Source organism: Collinsella aerofaciens (assembly GCF_028209625.1).
Classification (GTDB): domain Bacteria; phylum Actinomycetota; class Coriobacteriia; order Coriobacteriales; family Coriobacteriaceae; genus Collinsella; species Collinsella aerofaciens_AM.
This window is the reverse complement of record NZ_JAQLDU010000004.1, coordinates 59,199-76,284: the sequence shown is the minus strand read 5'-3', so window position 1 is coordinate 76,284 and position 17,086 is coordinate 59,199. Positions and strand designations below refer to the sequence as shown.

General features: G+C 62.4%; 15 protein-coding genes. 11 read left to right on the top strand and 4 right to left on the bottom strand.

Going from position 1 to position 17,086, the window contains the following annotated elements; translation table 11 throughout:
* Positions 1-78 precede the first annotated feature (78 nt).
* From PMW70_RS03095 to PMW70_RS03065, 7 genes are all read left to right on the top strand, one after another.
* Complete coding sequence (locus PMW70_RS03095) at positions 79-2,820, top strand: PRD domain-containing protein (RefSeq protein WP_271743852.1); 2,742 nt, start codon at positions 79-81, stop codon at positions 2,818-2,820.
* A gap of 123 nt (positions 2,821-2,943) precedes the next feature.
* Complete coding sequence (locus PMW70_RS03090) at positions 2,944-3,417, top strand: PTS sugar transporter subunit IIB (RefSeq protein WP_089572478.1); 474 nt, start codon at positions 2,944-2,946, stop codon at positions 3,415-3,417.
* A 9-nt stretch (positions 3,418-3,426) separates the two neighbouring features.
* Positions 3,427-4,212, top strand: coding sequence for a PTS mannose/fructose/sorbose/N-acetylgalactosamine transporter subunit IIC (locus PMW70_RS03085; RefSeq protein ID WP_089572477.1), 786 nt, complete (start codon positions 3,427-3,429; stop codon positions 4,210-4,212).
* A 2-nt stretch (positions 4,213-4,214) separates the two neighbouring features.
* Complete coding sequence (locus tag PMW70_RS03080) at positions 4,215-5,048, top strand: PTS system mannose/fructose/sorbose family transporter subunit IID (protein WP_089572476.1); 834 nt, start codon at positions 4,215-4,217, stop codon at positions 5,046-5,048.
* Positions 5,049-5,074: 26 nt separating this feature from the next.
* Complete coding sequence (locus PMW70_RS03075) at positions 5,075-5,473, top strand: PTS sugar transporter subunit IIA (protein WP_089572475.1); 399 nt, start codon at positions 5,075-5,077, stop codon at positions 5,471-5,473.
* 12 nt (positions 5,474-5,485) lie between these two features.
* A complete protein-coding gene (locus PMW70_RS03070; protein WP_172676343.1) occupies positions 5,486-6,610 on the top strand; it encodes a glycoside hydrolase family 172 protein in 1,125 nt (374 codons plus the stop codon).
* A 79-nt stretch (positions 6,611-6,689) separates the two neighbouring features.
* Positions 6,690-7,574 (top strand): ROK family protein, encoded by an 885-nt coding sequence (locus PMW70_RS03065; protein WP_271743851.1) that lies wholly within the window; start codon positions 6,690-6,692, stop codon positions 7,572-7,574.
* A 116-nt stretch (positions 7,575-7,690) separates the two neighbouring features.
* On the opposite strand, the gene PMW70_RS03060 is transcribed toward PMW70_RS03065, so the two are convergent.
* The gene (locus tag PMW70_RS03060; protein ID WP_271743850.1) at positions 7,691-7,933 is read right to left on the bottom strand and encodes a hypothetical protein; all 243 of its coding nucleotides are present in this window, start codon (positions 7,931-7,933) and stop codon (positions 7,691-7,693) included.
* 626 nt (positions 7,934-8,559) lie between these two features.
* Here PMW70_RS03060 and PMW70_RS03055 point away from each other — a divergent pair.
* The gene (locus PMW70_RS03055; protein ID WP_271743849.1) at positions 8,560-9,639 is read left to right on the top strand and encodes a Gfo/Idh/MocA family protein; all 1,080 of its coding nucleotides are present in this window, start codon (positions 8,560-8,562) and stop codon (positions 9,637-9,639) included.
* Between the two features lie 3 nt (positions 9,640-9,642).
* Positions 9,643-10,389: a DeoR/GlpR family DNA-binding transcription regulator gene (locus PMW70_RS03050; RefSeq protein WP_271743848.1), complete on the top strand. Its 747-nt coding sequence runs from the start codon at positions 9,643-9,645 to the stop codon at positions 10,387-10,389.
* 115 nt (positions 10,390-10,504) lie between these two features.
* Here PMW70_RS03050 and PMW70_RS03045 read toward each other — a convergent pair whose 3' ends face one another.
* On the bottom strand, positions 10,505-11,164 hold the full coding sequence (locus tag PMW70_RS03045; protein ID WP_271743847.1) for an RluA family pseudouridine synthase: 660 nt from the start codon (positions 11,162-11,164) through the stop codon (positions 10,505-10,507).
* 15 nt (positions 11,165-11,179) lie between these two features.
* The gene (locus PMW70_RS03040) at positions 11,180-13,672 is read right to left on the bottom strand and encodes a peptidase U32 family protein (protein ID WP_271743846.1); all 2,493 of its coding nucleotides are present in this window, start codon (positions 13,670-13,672) and stop codon (positions 11,180-11,182) included.
* A gap of 378 nt (positions 13,673-14,050) precedes the next feature.
* Here PMW70_RS03040 and PMW70_RS03035 point away from each other — a divergent pair, with 378 nt between their 5' ends.
* A complete protein-coding gene (locus PMW70_RS03035; RefSeq protein ID WP_271743845.1) occupies positions 14,051-14,428 on the top strand; it encodes a Rid family detoxifying hydrolase in 378 nt (125 codons plus the stop codon).
* A 118-nt stretch (positions 14,429-14,546) separates the two neighbouring features.
* On the opposite strand, the gene PMW70_RS03030 is transcribed toward PMW70_RS03035, so the two are convergent.
* Complete coding sequence (locus PMW70_RS03030; protein ID WP_271743844.1) at positions 14,547-15,203, bottom strand: helix-turn-helix transcriptional regulator; 657 nt, start codon at positions 15,201-15,203, stop codon at positions 14,547-14,549.
* A 352-nt stretch (positions 15,204-15,555) separates the two neighbouring features.
* Between PMW70_RS03030 and PMW70_RS03025 the strand changes: the two genes are divergently transcribed.
* The gene (locus PMW70_RS03025) at positions 15,556-16,950 is read left to right on the top strand and encodes a uracil-xanthine permease family protein (RefSeq protein WP_161144905.1); all 1,395 of its coding nucleotides are present in this window, start codon (positions 15,556-15,558) and stop codon (positions 16,948-16,950) included.
* Positions 16,951-17,086: the final 136 nt, after the last annotated feature.

The following is a 17,086-nucleotide window of genomic DNA, read 5'->3' as shown; positions in this document are numbered from 1 at the left end:
GAGCTGTTGATTCCCCCACGCGCCCCCTTCCGTTCTCTGTTCTTCCCTTATACTCCTTGTACGAGGAGGTAAGAAGTCATGGACAAGACCACACAGGACAGCTTGGCAAAGAAACCCGTCGACATGAGGGACAGGATTCTCGAGCATCTCGAGACCCTCACCTCTGCCGTCTCGCTCGACGACCTTGCCCGTCTGTCCACCTCCGACATCGCCGAGACGCTCATCATCTCCAGGAGCCTGGCGAGTCAGTACCTCAACGACCTTGTTCGCGCCGGTCTTGTGGTTAAGGTGGCGGGCAGGCCTGTCCGTTATTTTCATCGCCGCGCGTTCCAGAAGCGTTTTCAGGTAAAGCTCTCTGCAAGCGAGTACGCCTCGCTCGCCGACCTCATCCAGGCGACGGGAATCGCCGATCACCGCGACTTCGCGCGTGCCGTGGGCTTCGACATGAGCCTCAGCTCCGTTGTCGAGCAGTGCAAGGCTGCGGTTCAGTACCCTCCGTTTGGCCTGCCCATCCTCTTGAGCGGCGGCGTGGGTGTCGGTAAGTCTTTCCTTTCTCGCCTTGTGTACGAGTACGGCAAGAACCAGGGCGTTCTGTCCCGCGACTCCTCCTATGTGCGCATCGACTGCGCCGGGGTCCCGGACGCCGCCTCGTTCAACGGGCTTCTTGACGAGTCGATCGCGAAAGCGCGCGGGGGTGTGGTCTTTGTCAACGGCATCGAGGCACTCTCTCCCTCTGCGATGGAGCACTGCCTTGCGACGGCCCTCGGGCTCGATGCCTCCCAGGATGCGCCGCGCGCTCGCCTCGTTCTTTCGACGACGCTTTCCGCCGATGACCTGAAGGTTTCCTCGGCCTACAGCAAAATGCCCATCTGTGCCCGCGTCCCCTCACTCAAGGAGCGGACCCCCGAGGAGCGCGAGGATCTCATCTTGAGCTTCCTGCGCAGCGAGGGGTGCCGAATCGGTTCTGATGTGAAGATCAGCCGCGGCGCATACCGTTGCCTCGTGAACGCGGACTTTTCCGATAACATCGCCGGCTTGCGCGCCTGCGTGACGAACTGCTGTGCCAAAGCGTTCCTCAATCGCGAGGGCGACTACGTCGTCGTTCGCCCGTATCTTCTTCCCAGCGGGCTCCTCTCCTCCGCGCAGATCGATCAACAGCCCGACGATGGCGTTCTGATCGACGCGTCTCTGGATGCCGCCGAGAGCACAGGGCCGGTCGAGCAGGCGCTCGATGCCCTGTGCTCCCTCGATGAGCGATTCTGCGCCGGGGAGCTCTCTGTCTCCGAGCTTGTCTCGCAAGCTGTCTCCGCTGTGCGCGGCGTTGAGGATCACTTGATCTTCGACCACGGCGTCGCCTCCTCGAGGTCGCGCGCCTTCGAGCGCGTCGTGGGCGCGGTCCTTGCCGACGCAGGCTCTTCTTATGGCATCGAGCTTTCGAGGAAGGTCGCTTTTCTACTGGCCCAGGAGATTTGCCTGCAGTTGTGGCCGGGTATCGGCCTGGCTAAGCGAAAGTCTGCCTGTGCGGAGCAAATCTCCCATCTCCTCGGTGCCGTGACCTCCGAATTGCCGTTTGCCTCGAGTGTCTCCGATCAGGTCGCCGCAGACGTGGAAGGGGCGCTGGGAATCTCGCTCGATCACTTCACGAAGACGCTTCTGACGCTGTGCGTCGCATCGGAGTCTCGCGATGCGAAGGCCCTTCGGACGCTCTGCGTCATCTTGTCCCACGGCTACTCAACGGCGACGAGCATCGCCGACGCGGCGAACCGTATGCTCGGCATGCATGTGTACGAGGCTGTCGACATGCCCTACGACCAGCAGCTGAAGGACATCGTCGGTCCGCTCCAGCGCCTCGTCGACCGCCATTCCTACTGTACCGGGGTCGTGTTCCTCGTCGACATGGGCTCCTTGGAGGAGGCCTATAAGGCCCTCGAGAACGTTACCGACTCCACTATCGGCGTGGTGAACAACGTCTCTACCGGTCTTGCGCTCGAGATCGGGGTCGGGCTGCTCGGCGGCAAGTCCATCGCCGAGGTTCTTGGCGATGCGACCGCCGCGTGCGTGACGCACTGCAAGGTGATCGAGCGCGTCAACCGTGAGGACGCCATCGTCTTCTGCTCCGAGTCCGGGGTCGACGCCGCGGAGAGGATACGCCAGCTCGTCTCGCAGAGCCTCCCGCGCACCATAGGCGCGCGCCTGCTCACGAGGCCCTTCAAGCAGCTCGTCGCGAACGGGTCGAACGACGCCGTTTTCTCCGAGCACCGCGTCTGCGCCGTCATCGGCACGGGAGACCCCGGGGTCGCCTCCGTCCCCTTCGTCGCCCTCGAGGACATCATGTCGACGGCGTCCGCCTCTAAGGTTGATGCCGTGTTCGGCAGGTGGCTTGACGCTTCCGAGCTCTCTTCTTTCCACGAGAAGCTGCTCTCGAACATGACGCTGCAGAACGTCATCCGCTCCATCACCATCCTCGACCCGGAGCGGCTATTCCATGAGATCGAGAGCGCCGTGCACGAGCTTCAGCGCAGGACAGGCGAGAAGATCGGCAGCAACGCCATCATTGGGCTCTACGTTCACCTCTGCTGTCTCGTCGAGCGCCTTGTTACCGGAAACCCCATTGAGACCTACGTTGGCCAGGACCGCTTCGAGGAGGAACGCGCCGATTTCATCGAGTCCTTCAGGCAGAGCTTCTCGAGCATCTCGACGCGCTATCGCGTAGAGGTTCCCGTAAGCGAGATCGCATATGTCTTCGACTACATAAGCGTGAGCGCCGCCCCGGCGCGAGAAGAGCGCCTCGGCTCCTCGGACCTCCTGCTCGACGAGTGACCTTCCCCGCGCCGCCGCAAGCTGACCGCGCGTCCTCAATAATCCGATAACCCCTTGCCCGGCGCGAATCCGGATAGTGCCGAGGCAGTACCGAACGCAAAACTTCATTTGATAGGAGCAAACATGAGTGTTGTTATGGCACGAATCGACAATCGCCTGCTTCACGGCATCATCGTGACGCAGTGGGCCCCGGTGTCGGGCGCGACCCGAGTCATGGTCATCGACGACAAGGTCGCCGGCGACGAGGTCCTGAAGTCCACCATGAGGATGGCGCGCCCCGCGGGCATGGCCGTTTCGATCATCTCCGAGCAGACCGCGCTCAAGAACTTCGCCGCGGGCAAGTACGACCGCGAGAAGGTCTTCGTCATCGCCAAGGAGCCCGAGACGATGCTTCGCCTGGTCGAGTCGGGCGTCGAGCTCCCGTCGCTGGTCGTCGGCGGCTCGCTCGTCAAGGAGGACGGCATCCAGCTCACCCAGCGCGCCTACGCCTCCGCCGAGAACGTCCAGAGCTACAAGGCGCTCATCGCCCGTGGCGTCAAGGTGACGGCCCAGTTCGTGCCCGCCGACAAGCCCGTCTCCGTCGCAGACCTCATCTAAGGGGGAAATATGGTCAACTTCACTATCCTGCAGGTCGTCCTTTTGACCCTGCTGGCCTTCATCAAGCACGTGGACTACTACGGCATCCCGATGATCTTCGTCAATTACGCCGTTTTCTGGGGCCTCATCACCGGAGTCGTCATGGGCGACTGGAAGACCGGCCTTGTCATCGGCGGCACCATTCAGCTCATGCAGCTCGGCGTCGCGGGCTTCGGCGGCTCCTCCATTCCCGACTACGGCACGATGGCCATCATCGCCACCGCCTACGGCGTGACCCTGGGCTCCGACACGGGCCTCGCCATCGGCCTGCCGGTCGGCATGCTCGGCATCCAGCTCGACGTCGTCGCCAAGATTCTCAACGGCTTTGTCGTCGAGAAGTCCCAGAAGTTCTGCAACGAGGGTAAGTTCAATCAGATGAACGCCATCCTGTGGGTCTGCCCCGCGCTCTTCGGCCTGTGCGCCGCCCTGCCCGTCTTTGTCTCCGTGACGCTCGGCCAGCCCGCCGTCAACTGGCTCCTCGAGGTCATGCCCCAGTGGTTCCTCTCCGGCCTCACCCTCGCCGGCAAGATGCTCCCGGCCGTCGGTATCGCCATGCTGCTCCGCTACATGCCAACCGCCAAGTACTTCCAGTACCTGCTCGCCGGCTTCTTCCTCTCGGCCTTCCTGAACGTGCCCATCATCGGCGCCGCCATCGTCGGCGTTGCCCTCGCGATTGCGTTCTACCAGCGTGCCGAGAGGGACACCGAGCTCGCCGCCCACGCTTCCGCAGACGCCTTCATCGGAGAGGATGAGTAACCATGGAAAACGAGAACATCACCGCCGTCGCCGAGGGCAAGCCCTCCGGCTACAAGGTCACCAAGAAGGACCTGCGCAACGCGAACTGGCGCTGGCTCATGAGCGTGTGCACCTTCAACTACCAGACCCAGCAGGGCGCCTCAGTCGCCTACGCCCTCTCGCCGGTCCTGAGGAAGATCTACACGAACGACGAGGACTATAAGCAAGCGCTCAACAACCACTTCCGCTACTACAACACCCAGCCTTGGCTCGCCGCCATCATCCTTGGCGCCTGCGTGGCCATGGAGGAGCGCGACGGCCTAGCGGCGGCGGACGCCGTCCAAGACCTGAAGATCGGCACCATGGGACCGCTCGCCGGCGTCGGCGACTCCCTGCTCATGACCATGATCCCGACCATCATGGGCTCCATCGCCGCCTACATGGCCATCGAGGGCAACCCCGTGGGAGCCGGCATCTGGTTCGCGCTCATCCTGGCCATCTTCTGGGTCCGCATGCACGCCCTCGAGTTCGGCTACAAGCAGGGCGTGAAGCTCGTCACCGACTTCAGCGAGAAGCTTCCCAACCTCACTGCCGCCGCCTCCGTGCTCGGCCTCACCGTGGTCGGCTGCCTCATCGCCTCGGTCATCGGCGTCACCTGCCCGATTAGCTTCAGCTTCGGCGACGTCGCGATGGAGATTCAGCCGCTGCTCGACAAGATCCTGCCTGCCATGATCCCCGCCGCCATCACGGGAAGCGCGTATTACCTTCTTACCAAGAAGAACGCGAGCATGACGGCCCTCATCCTCGTGGTGATCGTCCTCGCGATGGTCGCCTCCGCCGCCGGCATCCTCGCCTAGCTTCGACCCAAGAGATTGGTGAATCAATGAGAAAGATAGTTGTGGCGAGCCATTCCCTTCTCGCCCAGGGCTTCAAGGACACCCTCGAGTTCCTTACGGGTAAGGGCGACGCCGTCAACGCCGTGTGCGCCTACGTGAACGACAACGGCGAGGGGCTCGACGCGGCGGTCGAGGCGGCTCTTTCGGGCACTGACGAGGTCGTCGTCCTCACCGACGCGTACGGCGGCAGCGTGAACCAGCGCTTTTCCCGCTTCGCCTCCGACCGGATCCACGTGATCGCGGGTGTCAACCTCCCGCTCGCCATGACGGTCGCGCTCGCGCGCCCCGACGAGAAACTCGACTTCGACGCCCTCGTCAACGAGGCGCGCCAGCAGATCATCTACGTGAACGGTGCCAGTTCCGCCGAGTGCGACGACGACGAATAGAGGAGGTCGACGATGAGAGAGTTCCTTAAGGACGTGTGGATGCACGGCGGTGAGGAAAGCCGCGCCATCACCCCCGAGAACATCACGGGCGAGAAGGGCCGCGCCGCCATGTCGGCCAGCCACCTCGGCGTCGGCCGCAAGGGCTCGTGCTGCGTGCCCCTTGAGTCCGGCGAGACCATCACGCTCGCGGACATCGAGGGCCCCGGCATCATCCGCCACATCTGGATGACCGTCCCCGACAAGACCGCCGCTGGCAGCTTCGTCATGCGTGACCTCGTGCTGCGCTTCTACTGGGACGACGAGGAGACCCCCTCGGTCGAGTGCCCTGTCGGCGACTTCTTCTGCAACGGCTTCGGTGAGCGCGCCATCGTCAACTCGATGCCCATCTGCGTGAACCCGACGGGCGGCATGAACTGCTACTTCGAGATGCCCTTCAGGAAGCACGCCAAGGTCACGCTTACGAGCGAGCACCCCGGGTTCATTAAGTACATCTTCTACACGTTCAACTACGCGCTCACCGACGTGCCGGACGACGCCATGTACTTCCACGCCCGCTTTAACCGCGAGCGCAGCACCCGCAGGGGCGTCGACTACACCGTGCTCGACGGCGTGCGCGGCAAGGGCTACTACGTCGGCACCTACATGGCCCTGTGCGCCCTGGAGCGCTATTGGTGGGGCGAGGGCGAGATGAAGTTCTTCCTCGACGGCGACGAGGAGTTCCCCACGGTCACCTCGACGGGAGCCGAGGACTACTTCGGCGGTGCCTGGGCCTTCCTCGACAGGCCGCCCCACGCGTTGCCCGAGGCGCAGTGCTTCAACACGCTGTTCGCCGGCTACCCGTACCGCTCGACGCGCGACGCCACGCGCGACCGCTTCAGCGCGGGCAAGCCGAACCCGAATCCGATGCTCGCGACTAACGACGACGCGCTGCCCAGGCACGGCCTCTACAGGTGGCACCTTCCCGACCCGATCTCGTTCAAGGAGGACCTGCGCGTGACGTTCCAGGACCTCGGCAACGACGACATCAAGCTCTACGAGCGCGAGGACGACATCTCCACCGTCGCCTACTGGTACCAAAGCGAGCCGCACGCCGTGCTCGCCCCGTTTGCCGCAAGGCAGGACCGCGTGCCCAGGTAGGGTCGCCTCGAAACAAGCCAACGTTATGGGCGCCCGCGGTTGACCATGACTGCGGGCGTCCCTTTGTAAGGAGGATCACATGAGCGAAAAGCAAATGAGGCTCGGCGCCCTCGAAGCCGGCGGGACCAAGATGGTCTGTGCCGTGGTGTCCGGCGACGGCGAGGTCCTCGACCGTATGGAGACCCCGACGCTTACGCCCGCCAAGACCGTCCCGCAGATGATCGAGTGGTTCACCGTCCGCGATGTGGACGCGTTGGGCATCGGCGCCTTCGGCCCGACCTGCGTCGACCCCAACGACGAGCGCTACGGCTCCATCCTCCAGACGCCCAAGCTCGCGTGGCGAGGCCATGGTCTTCGCGCCTCGTTCGCCGACGCCCTCGGGATTCCGGTGGCCTACGACACGGACGTGAACGTTGCCTGCCTCGGCGAAGTGGTCTTCGGCTGCTGCAAGGGGCTCGAGGACGCCGTCTACGTGACCATCGGCACCGGCGTGGGCGCGGGCGTCATGTGCGCGGGCAGACTCCTTCACGGCATGCTGCACCCCGAGGCCGGTCACATGCTGGTAAGGACCCGTCCCACCGAGGAGGGACGCTGCGTCTGCCCGAGCCACGCGAGCTGTCTCGAGGGGCTCGCCTCCGGCCCCGCCATCGCCGCGCGCTGGGGAAAGCCCGCGGCCGAGCTCGCGGACAACGATGAGGTGTGGGCGCTCGAGGGGGATTATCTGGGGCAGATGTGCGCGAACCTCGTGCTCATGTACTCGCCTCGCCGCATCGTCCTCGGCGGCGGCGTGATGCACCAGGAGCAGCTCTACGGCATCGTCCGCAAGAAGACCCTCGAATATCTGGGTGGCTACATCCAGACCGCCGAGCTTAAGGACATGGAGAGCTACATCTGCGCCCCGGGCTGCGGCGGCGACCAAGGAATCCTCGGCGCGGCCGAGCTGGCAAGAAGGGCGCTCGCGTAACTTGCGCTCTCTCCGCCATACAACGCGTTAAGAAAAGACGAGCGCTTCTTGCCAATTGAGCGACAAGAAGTGCTCGTCTTTTGCATTTGTTTTTGGGGCAGGACGCCCCGCCTCCGCTAGAGTCCCTGGACCGCCACACCCACGAGGTTTGGACCGGTGTGGACAAGAAGCGCGGGGCTGATGTCGGAGCGGACGACCTCCACCGCGTTGGCCACGCGCTCGCACAGGGCCTGCTCCATGCGGTCGTAGAGGTCGGCGTGGGCCGAGGTGCGGCTCGCGGCAAAGCGCACCTCGGGGTGCTTCTCGACGCTGGCGGCGATGAGCTTGACCTCGGTGCGATGCGGTACTTGCACAGCCATTTCGTGTGCGCGAGGCTGTTGGCTTTCTGGGCCACAGCAATCACCTTACCCCTAGTATGATGACCTGAACAATCCTCATGCTAGGGGGAAGGTTTTTGTCGCGTAGCGGAAATTGGCCTCCACCCGCTGAGCGGGTGGCTTTCTATGCCGCGCGTGCCGCGCGGCACGGACTAAAGTCCATGAATAAAAACGAGGAAGGCCACGTCCGGCCTCCTTCGCAAAGGGTCTCTGATTACTCCCACTCATTGGGGACAGACTTAAATGAGTACTCTTGAAATGCCGGCGCCTGGGGACGTTCTTTTTCTGTCGGCAGTTTGGAACGTTCCTTTTCTGTCGGCAGTTTGGGACGGTCCTTAGAGCTGCAGCGCGCCATGAGCGACGAGGCGAAGCGGATCATCCTGTCTTTTGAGTTCTAAGCATAAGCCCCTGTCTCTGAGCAATGACCGGTTCGCATTTGTGCGTATTTGCGTGCGTGGGATTGCGTGAATATGCGTATAGATGCGCCGTTTTCGGGACAAAAATGACCGTTTAGCGGTGAGATACGCAAAAACGCGCATAGACGCGCGTGTTTGTGCGAATATAGAGCTGTCAGAAATGCAAGACGTTCTATGACATAGGAGGCACATATGACAGATTCCAAGCAGGCTCCACTCGACTCTGCGGCAGCCGCAAAGGCAGCGTTCGCTTCGGTCCAGGATAAGCCATTCCCCGATGATATCTTTACGGCTCCCGAGCTTCGTTGGGCTGTGATCGGGTGCGGCGTTATCGCCAACCAGATGGCCCAGTCCCTCGCTCTTGCCGGTCGCAAGCTTGCGGGCGTTGCCAACCGCACGCTGTCCAAGGCTCAGGCTTTTGCCGATCAGTATGGCATCGAGAAGGTCTATGACGCGGTTGAGGATCTCTACGCCGATCCTGACATCGACGCCGTCTACATCACCACCCCGCACAACACCCATATCACCTATCTGCGCGCCGCCCTGGCGGCCGGCAAGCACGTGCTCTGCGAGAAGGCCATTACCCTCAATTCCGCTGAACTCGATGAGGCCCGTGCCATTGCCGCCGAGCACAACGTGGTCCTTATGGACGCTACCACGGTGCTCCACATGCCCTTGTATCAAGAGCTGCGTCGCCGCATGGATGCCGGCGAGTTCGGCCGCATGAACCTCGCTCAGCTCAACTTTGGTAGCTACAAGGAGTACGGCGACCTGACTAACCGTTTCTACAATCGCAACCTTGCCGGCGGTGCCATGCTCGATATTGGTGTGTATGCCCTGTCCGTCATGCGCCTGTTTATGGCGAGCCAGCCCGCCGAGGTCGTGTCTCTAGGCAACACCTGCGAGACTGGAGTCGATGTTGCGGGCGGCATCGTCTGCCGCAATGCCGAGCAGCAGCTGGGCGTCGTGAGCCTTACGCTTCACTCCAAGCAGCCCAAGCGCTCGGTCATCAGCTTTGACAAGTGCTACATCGAGGTCAACGAATATCCGCGTGCCGATCACGCGACCATCGTGTGGACTGCGGACGGCCACCGCGAGGAGGTCCACGCAGGCACTGAGGCTTACGCCCTGTGTTATGAGATGGCCGATCTTGAGAAGGCCGTTGCCGGCGACGACTCCAAGCGCGAGCTTCTGGATTATGCTTCTGATGTTATGGAGCTTATGACCAAGCTTCGCGCCGATTGGGGAGTCGTGTACCCCGAGGAGGAGTAAGCGATGCTTGCGGAAGATAGGCTCAACGCAATCGTGTCGATGGTGCAGCAGACGGGCTCGGTTACCGTACCGGAGCTTGCTGAGGCCCTGGGCGTGACGGCGTCTACCATTCGGCGCGACCTGCAGACGCTCAATCGCGCACACCGTATCGCCAAGGTGCACGGTGGGGCGACGAGCCTTGAGCGCGCGCACGTGACGCGCGACCTAACGCTTAATGAGCGCAGCGATCTCCATAACGACGACAAGGAACGTATCTGCGCCCGTGCGGCGGCGCTGGTGGAGCCCGAGAGCTTTGTGTACATCGACTCGGGCTCGACGACGCTCAGGCTCATCGAGCATCTTCCACACCTTGAAGGTGTCACCTATGTGACTGATTCCGTGCTCCATGCTCAGCATCTCGCTTTGCGCGGCATGCGTATCGTGGTGCTGGGCGGCGAGCTCAAACCCGAGACCGAGGCGCTCGTTGGCCCCGATGCCTTGGCAACCTTAGACCGTTACAACTTCAACTGCGGCTTTTGGGGCTCTAACGGCATTGCCGCCGAGCAGGGCTTCACGGCGCCCGATATCGAGGAGGCGCAAGTAAAGCGTATCTCGATGCGCCATACGGCCAAGCGCTTCGTAATCTCGGACGCCAGTAAATTTGGCATGGTGGCGCCCGTCAAGTTCGCGGACTTCCGCGATGCAACGATTATTACCGCAGGCGAGGTCCCCGCCAAGTACCGGGCAATGGACAACGTCGTCACGGTCTAACGGCAGGGACGGGCTAAGGCCAAAACCACCGCGAAGGGGCAGGAACCTTTGTGGTGGTTTTGACGTTTGTCCAGATAAAACCTGCCAAAATAAACCTGTCCCTTTTTGGCAGGTTTTAGGGCTCCCAGGGGCAGGGAGCTTCGATGTGGATGTGCTCGCCGGTTACGGGATGCGTAAAGGACACGCTGTGGGCATGGAGCATGAGGCCACAAGGACGTGGCGTGCCGTAGAGCTCGTCGCCTACCAGGGGATGACGCTCGCTCGCCAGATGCACACGGATTTGGTGCTTGCGGCCGGTGAGCAGCTCGACATCGATATACGAGCGCGTGGGCAGGCCACGACGGCTCTTAAGGCGCTTGAGCACCTTCACACGCGTTTGAGACGGCTTGCCGCTGGCGCCGACGCGCATCTTTCGACTGTCGTGTCGGTCGCGGGCGATGGGCTTGTCGATGAGCTTTTCGTTCCAGTCGATCTTGCCCTCGGCGAGCGCCAGGTAGTGCTTTTCGAAAGCGTGGTCGATGATCATCTGGTCAAAAGCGGGCTGCGTCTGCCTGTCGAGCGAGAACAGCACCACGCCGGTGGTGTCGCGGTCCAGGCGGTTGAGCGGCTGCATGTCGGTCGCGGCAAAGCCGTCGCCCATCGCCAGCAGCAGGTCGCTGGCGTAGTCGGTGAGTGTGCGCTCGCCGGTGCCGTCGCCGTGGACGATCATGCCGGCGGGCTTGTCGATGGCCATGAGCCAGGCGTCGCAGTAGAGGACTTGAGGTTCTTCGTTCATGTGTAAGCCTTTCGGTTAGCTAATTCCCACAAACATGCAGCCCGAGGTCGCCCCGCGCAGGCGGGCGGCGGGCTTACGGCCGGCCTGCGCGGCCTCGACGGCGCGACGGACGCGTGCGACGGCGCGGCCCACCTCATCCGTCTCGAGCAGCGTGCCGTCCACCATAAGACGACGGACGCCGGCGTCAAGCAGCTGTGGTACCTGCGGCGTAAGGTCGATGGGGTAGGCATCGTACAGGCGAGAGCGGCCGTGGATGTCGGTGCGGACGGGCATGACCTTTCCGTCGATATTCTTGAGCGAGAGCTTGCGGGCACGCAGGCGGCAGTTGGCACAATCGTGGATGCAGCCGTTGGCAACCTGCAGAATGCAATGCTCGCTTGTCATGACGCGCGGGCGGCCAAAGACGGTGATGCCCAGAGCCGCGGGCGCGGCGGCGCCGAGCGAGACAATCTCTTCGAGCGTGATCTCGGGCGAGAGCCAAAACGCACCGGCTCCGCGCTCGGCAAGCGCTTCCATGCAGGGCGTGTTATGAACCGGCAGGCAAGAGCGAATCTCGGCCGTGGCGCCAACCTGGGCGGCCAGGGCAAGCTCGGAGATATTGCCGACGGCGACGGTGGCTCCGGCATTGATCCAGGGATCGACGCGCTCGTGGTCAACGGCGCGGCAGACCTCGTCGAGTACGGGCACGATGCCCTGTTCAAATGCATCGGCAGGGGAGAGTCCGACGGCCTTGAGCGCATCGGTGGTCATGTAGATGCGCGCGGCGCCCTCGGCACGAGCTGCCTCGGCGGCCTCGAGCGAGGTGACGGTGGCGCAGATTTGCGGCTCATCGCGGTAATGCTCGGGCATGGCGCGCGTACATTTGTCGAGTACCGGCAACTCGAGTGTTGTCGCGCGCTCCGCGTACGGTGCCAGAATGGCCTCTTCCAGCGCCTTGCAAGCGGCGGTGCGTACCTTGTGCACAGCGGAGAAGCCCATGCCGCAGCCCTCATCGAGCGTCACATCAAAGCTCGCTGCCTCAAAGGGCGAGGAGCCCATGCGGCCCACATGCTCAACCAGGTCTGCCGCCTCGATGGCGCGGGTCTTGGCGGCCTCGACGGTGAAGCCCGTGGCGGTGGCGGTGAGCGCGGGGCTGTCACAGCAGGTGAGTGTGACGGTAAACGGCTCGCCCAGGCGTGCCACGACGGACACATCAACAGCTCGGCGGCGCAGCACATCGCGCTTGAGTGCGGCGCCGGCGGCGTCGATGGCACGCTGACTGCGAATCACGCGGACGCGGCAGCCCTCGGGCATGCTGCGGGGCACGCGGCACTCGATGATGTCGCCGGCAGCGGCATCATCGGCGGCAATGGTGGTCAGGAACTGGTCAAACTCGTTATCGTGGCGAAGCTCCAGCAGGTCGCCCTTGCCCACGGGCTCAAACAGCTCAATGCGGGCGATGGCGGCGCGGCGACGGCGGTCGTCGGGCTTGAGACCGCGCACATAGCGGTTGGCCAAGCGGCTGCCCAGCACCGTGCCCACGATCTGGCCGCGGTTGTTGGAACGCTCGTAGCTCATCATCTCGTCGCCCGAGGTGCCGTCCTGATAGGCGTGCGTAAAGTCGCGGTTGAAGCAGCGCTTGAGCTGGCGCTGGCGGGCGGCTTCCTCGTCCTTGGTAACGGCGGCTCCGGATAGCATGTCGTCAATTTCGTGACGATACACATCAACGATGGAGTACACGTAATCGGGCGCCTTCATGCGGCCCTCGAGTTTGAGCGACGCGGCGCCGGCGTCATACAGACGGCGAACGAGCTGCGAAGTGTTGGTGTCGCGCGGGCATAGAGCGCGCTCGCGACCGGCAGGGGAGAGCGTACGTCCGTTCTCGTCGATCAGCTCGTAGGGCAGGCGGCAGGGCTGGGCGCACATGCCGCGGTTGGCCGATCGCCCCGCCATGGCAAAGCTCGAAAGCAGGCACAGGCCCGAGTAGCAAAAGCAGATGGCGCCGTGGCTAAAGACCTCAAGGTCCACATCGGGCGCGGCATCGTGAATGGTGGCAATTTCGTCGATGGAAAGCTCGCGCGAGAGAGTCACGCGGTCGGCGCCCTGCTCGCGGCACCAAAGGGTTCCGCGGTCGTCGTGGATGTTTGCTTGGGTTGAGATGTGCGTCTCGATGCCGGGCATCGTGCGCTTGACCTCAAAGAACAGGCCCCAGTCCTGGATGATAAAGGCGTCGGCGCCCAACGTGGAGCAGCGGTGGATGAGTTGCAACGCATCGCCCATCTCGGACTGCTTGATGACGATGTTGACCGTGACGTAGACGCGCGACCCGGCTAGATGCGCGGCGCGGCAGGCTTGCTCAAAGGCCTCGTCGGTAAAGTTGGTGGCCTTGCGGCGGGCGTTGAAGCTGCCCATGCCGCAGTAGATGGCGTCTGCCCCGGCGGCGAGTGCGGCGGCAAAGGGCTCGGGCCCTCCGGCGGGCGCCAAAAGCTCGGGTCTGCGGTTGGTGGTTCGACTGGCGGTTGCGGTCATATCCTGCCTTTCAAAATGCTCAGATATTCAAAAGTATAGTGGTGCTGTTGCGGCGGACGAGCCCTGTGGCCCAAGCAGGATAAAGTCTTCAGCAGCCCTTGCAGCAAAAACGATCCGTTTCCCTCCGTCCCCTATGGATCACCTGATCGGCTGGGGACGGAGAGAAACGGATCGTTTTGAGCTTCACCGTCCGGTCGTGCCGTTCAGCGGCCGACAGACGCCGTTGAGCGATAAAAGATTCTCGCAACGTGATAATAATCTTGCATCGCGCGGAAACCTTGAGTACTATCCCAATCAAGCGCGGCGTTCAGACCGAACTGTGCCTCCCGGTGTGAACGCCGCGCTCACGCTCTCTCAACTGATCGTAAGGAGAAAAACATGAGCAAGACCGTCGTGTCTTCCGATAACGCACCCGCAGCCATCGGTCCGTATTCCCCCGGCATCCAGACCGGCAGCATGGTGTTCCTGTCCGGCCAGCTGGGCATCGACCCCGCAACCGGCAAGATGCCCGAGGGCGTCGAGGCTCAGGCCAAGCAGTCCCTTGCTAACGTCGAGGCCCTGCTGACCGCTGCCGGCGCCACCTTTGCCGATGTCGTCAAGACCACGGTTTACCTGGCCGACATCGCCGACTTCGCTGCCGTGAACGAGATTTATGCCTCCAAGTTCGAGGCTCCGTTCCCCGCGCGCAGCGCTTTCCAGGTTGCCGCCCTTCCGGCCGGCGGTCTGGTCGAGATCGAAGTCGTCGCCGCTCTCTAAGGCGTTGGCAACAGCTAAACATGACATGCAAAAAGACCCTGCAGCGCGAGCTGCAGGGTCTTTTGTCAAGCGGTGCGACAAAAATGATCCGTTTCCCCTCGTCCCCAAGGGATCACGTTTAGCCTTCCTTGCGGACTTTTTGTAGGTAGCGGTAGACGCTGGGCTCCGAGATGCCCAGCGCGGTGGCGGCGCAGGCCACGGCGCCCTTGAGCATGAACACCCCGTTGCCGTTGAGGTGGCGAATGACGTCCACGCGGTCACTCTGACCAAGCGACGCTACATCCAGCCCGCGCGCGCTCAGCAACTCGGCAATGCTGCGGTCGATGAGCTCCTGTGTGGACTCCGAAAGGCTTTCGACCTCGATGGGGGCGGGCTCCGTGCGCGTCGGCGCCGCGTCGAAGCATGCCATGAGCTGCTGCGCTATGGTGTTGATGGAGCGCACGGTCGAGAGGTCGGTGTTGACGCAGAGCATACCGACGATCTCGTTATCCTCGCGGATAAAGTACGTCGCTGACTCCAGCGTCTTGCCACCGGCACCGCGCCCCTCGTAGCCCGTAATAAACGGCAGGTCGCGATACTTGGGGTCGTGCATGATCTTGAGCGCCAGATCGGTGGCGGGACCGCCGACCTTACGGCCGCTCACGATGCCGTTGCGAATATCGACGATGGCGTGGTCGGGATCCGAGAAATCATGCAGCACGATCTCGCTGTTCTTACCGAGTATCTGCTCCAGGAAATCGACCATCGGCAAAAAGCGACGTACGGTCTCGTTCACGGGCAACTCCTTTGGGTGAAATCGGAGATGGTCATAACAATTTTTTCTCATGGTAACACGCTGCTCTTCGTCTCGTATATCCGCAGGTACATTGCGTAATACAGACGAACGGTAGGAATTTGGCGGTAAACGGTTGACCAAAAGAAAAGTTAGATGTTATTTTGACCAGACACTTTCCTGACCTGCGGAAATGCATTATCTCAGCTGAAGAATAGTCTGATAACAAAAAATTATTATTGAGAATGAGAATCATCTTTAATACGATATGCAACGAAGGCACAACCTCAACCCCGCACTGCGTCACAATAGAGCGTTAGATGCGAAAACAACTATTTCGAGGATTGGTGGTCAAATGACCCAGGAGACGGTTAAGAACGGCACTGAAGCCCTGTTCACTCGTGAAGGCATGCCTCCCGTTAAAGAAATGATCCCGTGTGCCCTTCAGCACGTACTGGCTTCGTTTGCCGGTATCATCACCCCGGCGGTCATCATGGCCGGCGTCTACGGCTTTAATAGCCAGCAGAGTACCGACATCATCCAGGTCGCGCTCATTCTTTCGGCAATCGACACGGCCCTTCAGGCCTTCGCTCCCTTCCGTCGCATCGGCGGCGGTCTGCCCATCGTCATGGGCGTTTCGTTCGCGTTCTTGCCGGCCCTGCAGGCCATGGGTGCCTCGGGCTTTAGCTTTGGTGCGCTACTGGGCGGCGAGATCGTCGGCGGCGCCGTCGCGGTCCTCTTTGGTCTGGCCTACAGCAAGATCAAGTGGCTGTTCCCGCCCGTCGTGACCGGTACGGTCATCTTCTCCATTGGCGTCTCCCTCTATCCCACGGCCGTCAAGTATATGGCCGGCGGTATGGGTACGCCGCTGTGGGGCACCCCGCAGGCCTGGTGCGTCGCTCTTATCACCTTCGCCGTGGTCTTTGCGCTCGCCAACTTTGGCAAGGGCACGCTCAAGCTGGGATCCGTGTTCTTTGGCATGATCGTTGGCATGATCGTTTCGATCCCCTTTGGCATGATCGACTTCTCCAGCGTCGCCACCGCCCAGGTCTTCGCCCTTCCCAAGCTCATGCCCTACGCGCTCGAGTTTGATCCCGAGGTCTGCATTACCCTCGCTGTTGTGTTCCCCATGGTTGCCATCCAGGTTATCGGTGACGTCTCCGCCGCCTGCCTGGGCTCCATCGACCGTATGCCCACCGAGCGCGAGCTCTCCGGCGCTATCGTGTCCCAGGGCCTCACCTCTATGGTCGGCGGCCTGCTGGGCGGTCTCCCCACCAGCGCCCTTGGCCAGAACGTGGGTATCATCTGCTCCAACAAGGTCGTCAACAAGTGGGTCTTTGTGATTATCGCGGCCGTCTTTGCCATCGCCGGCCTGTTCCCGCAGCTCTCTGCCGTCCTTTCCGCTATCCCGCAGCCCGTCATCGGCGGCGCGACCGTCGGCGTCTTTGGCACCATCACCATGAACGGCGTGCGCATGTTCACCCGCGAGGGCCTTACGCAGCGCACTACCACCATCGTCGGTACCTCCGTCGTCTTTGGCCTGGGTATCTGGATGGCCAGCGGTTGCCTTGCCGGCGAGGGTATGCCCACCTGGGTGTCCACCGTCATCGGCTCCAATGCCGTGACCCCCACCGCCATTATGGCCATTGTCCTTAACCTGATCCTTCCGCAGACGCCGGTCGTGGCTCAGCACATCGATGCCGCCAAGGACGCTGCCGTGGATCTGGTCTTGCCCGAGAGCAAGAAGTAACCAATTCGGTGCTATTCGTCGGCGGACGCATCGCCTCGTCCGCCGACGTCATGCGGCGCCAAGCCGCACTTCAAAGGGTTTGTCCCTTTGGTGAAGCGTTGACGGGAGAGGGCCCGTTTCCGGTGTAGGCCGGCGC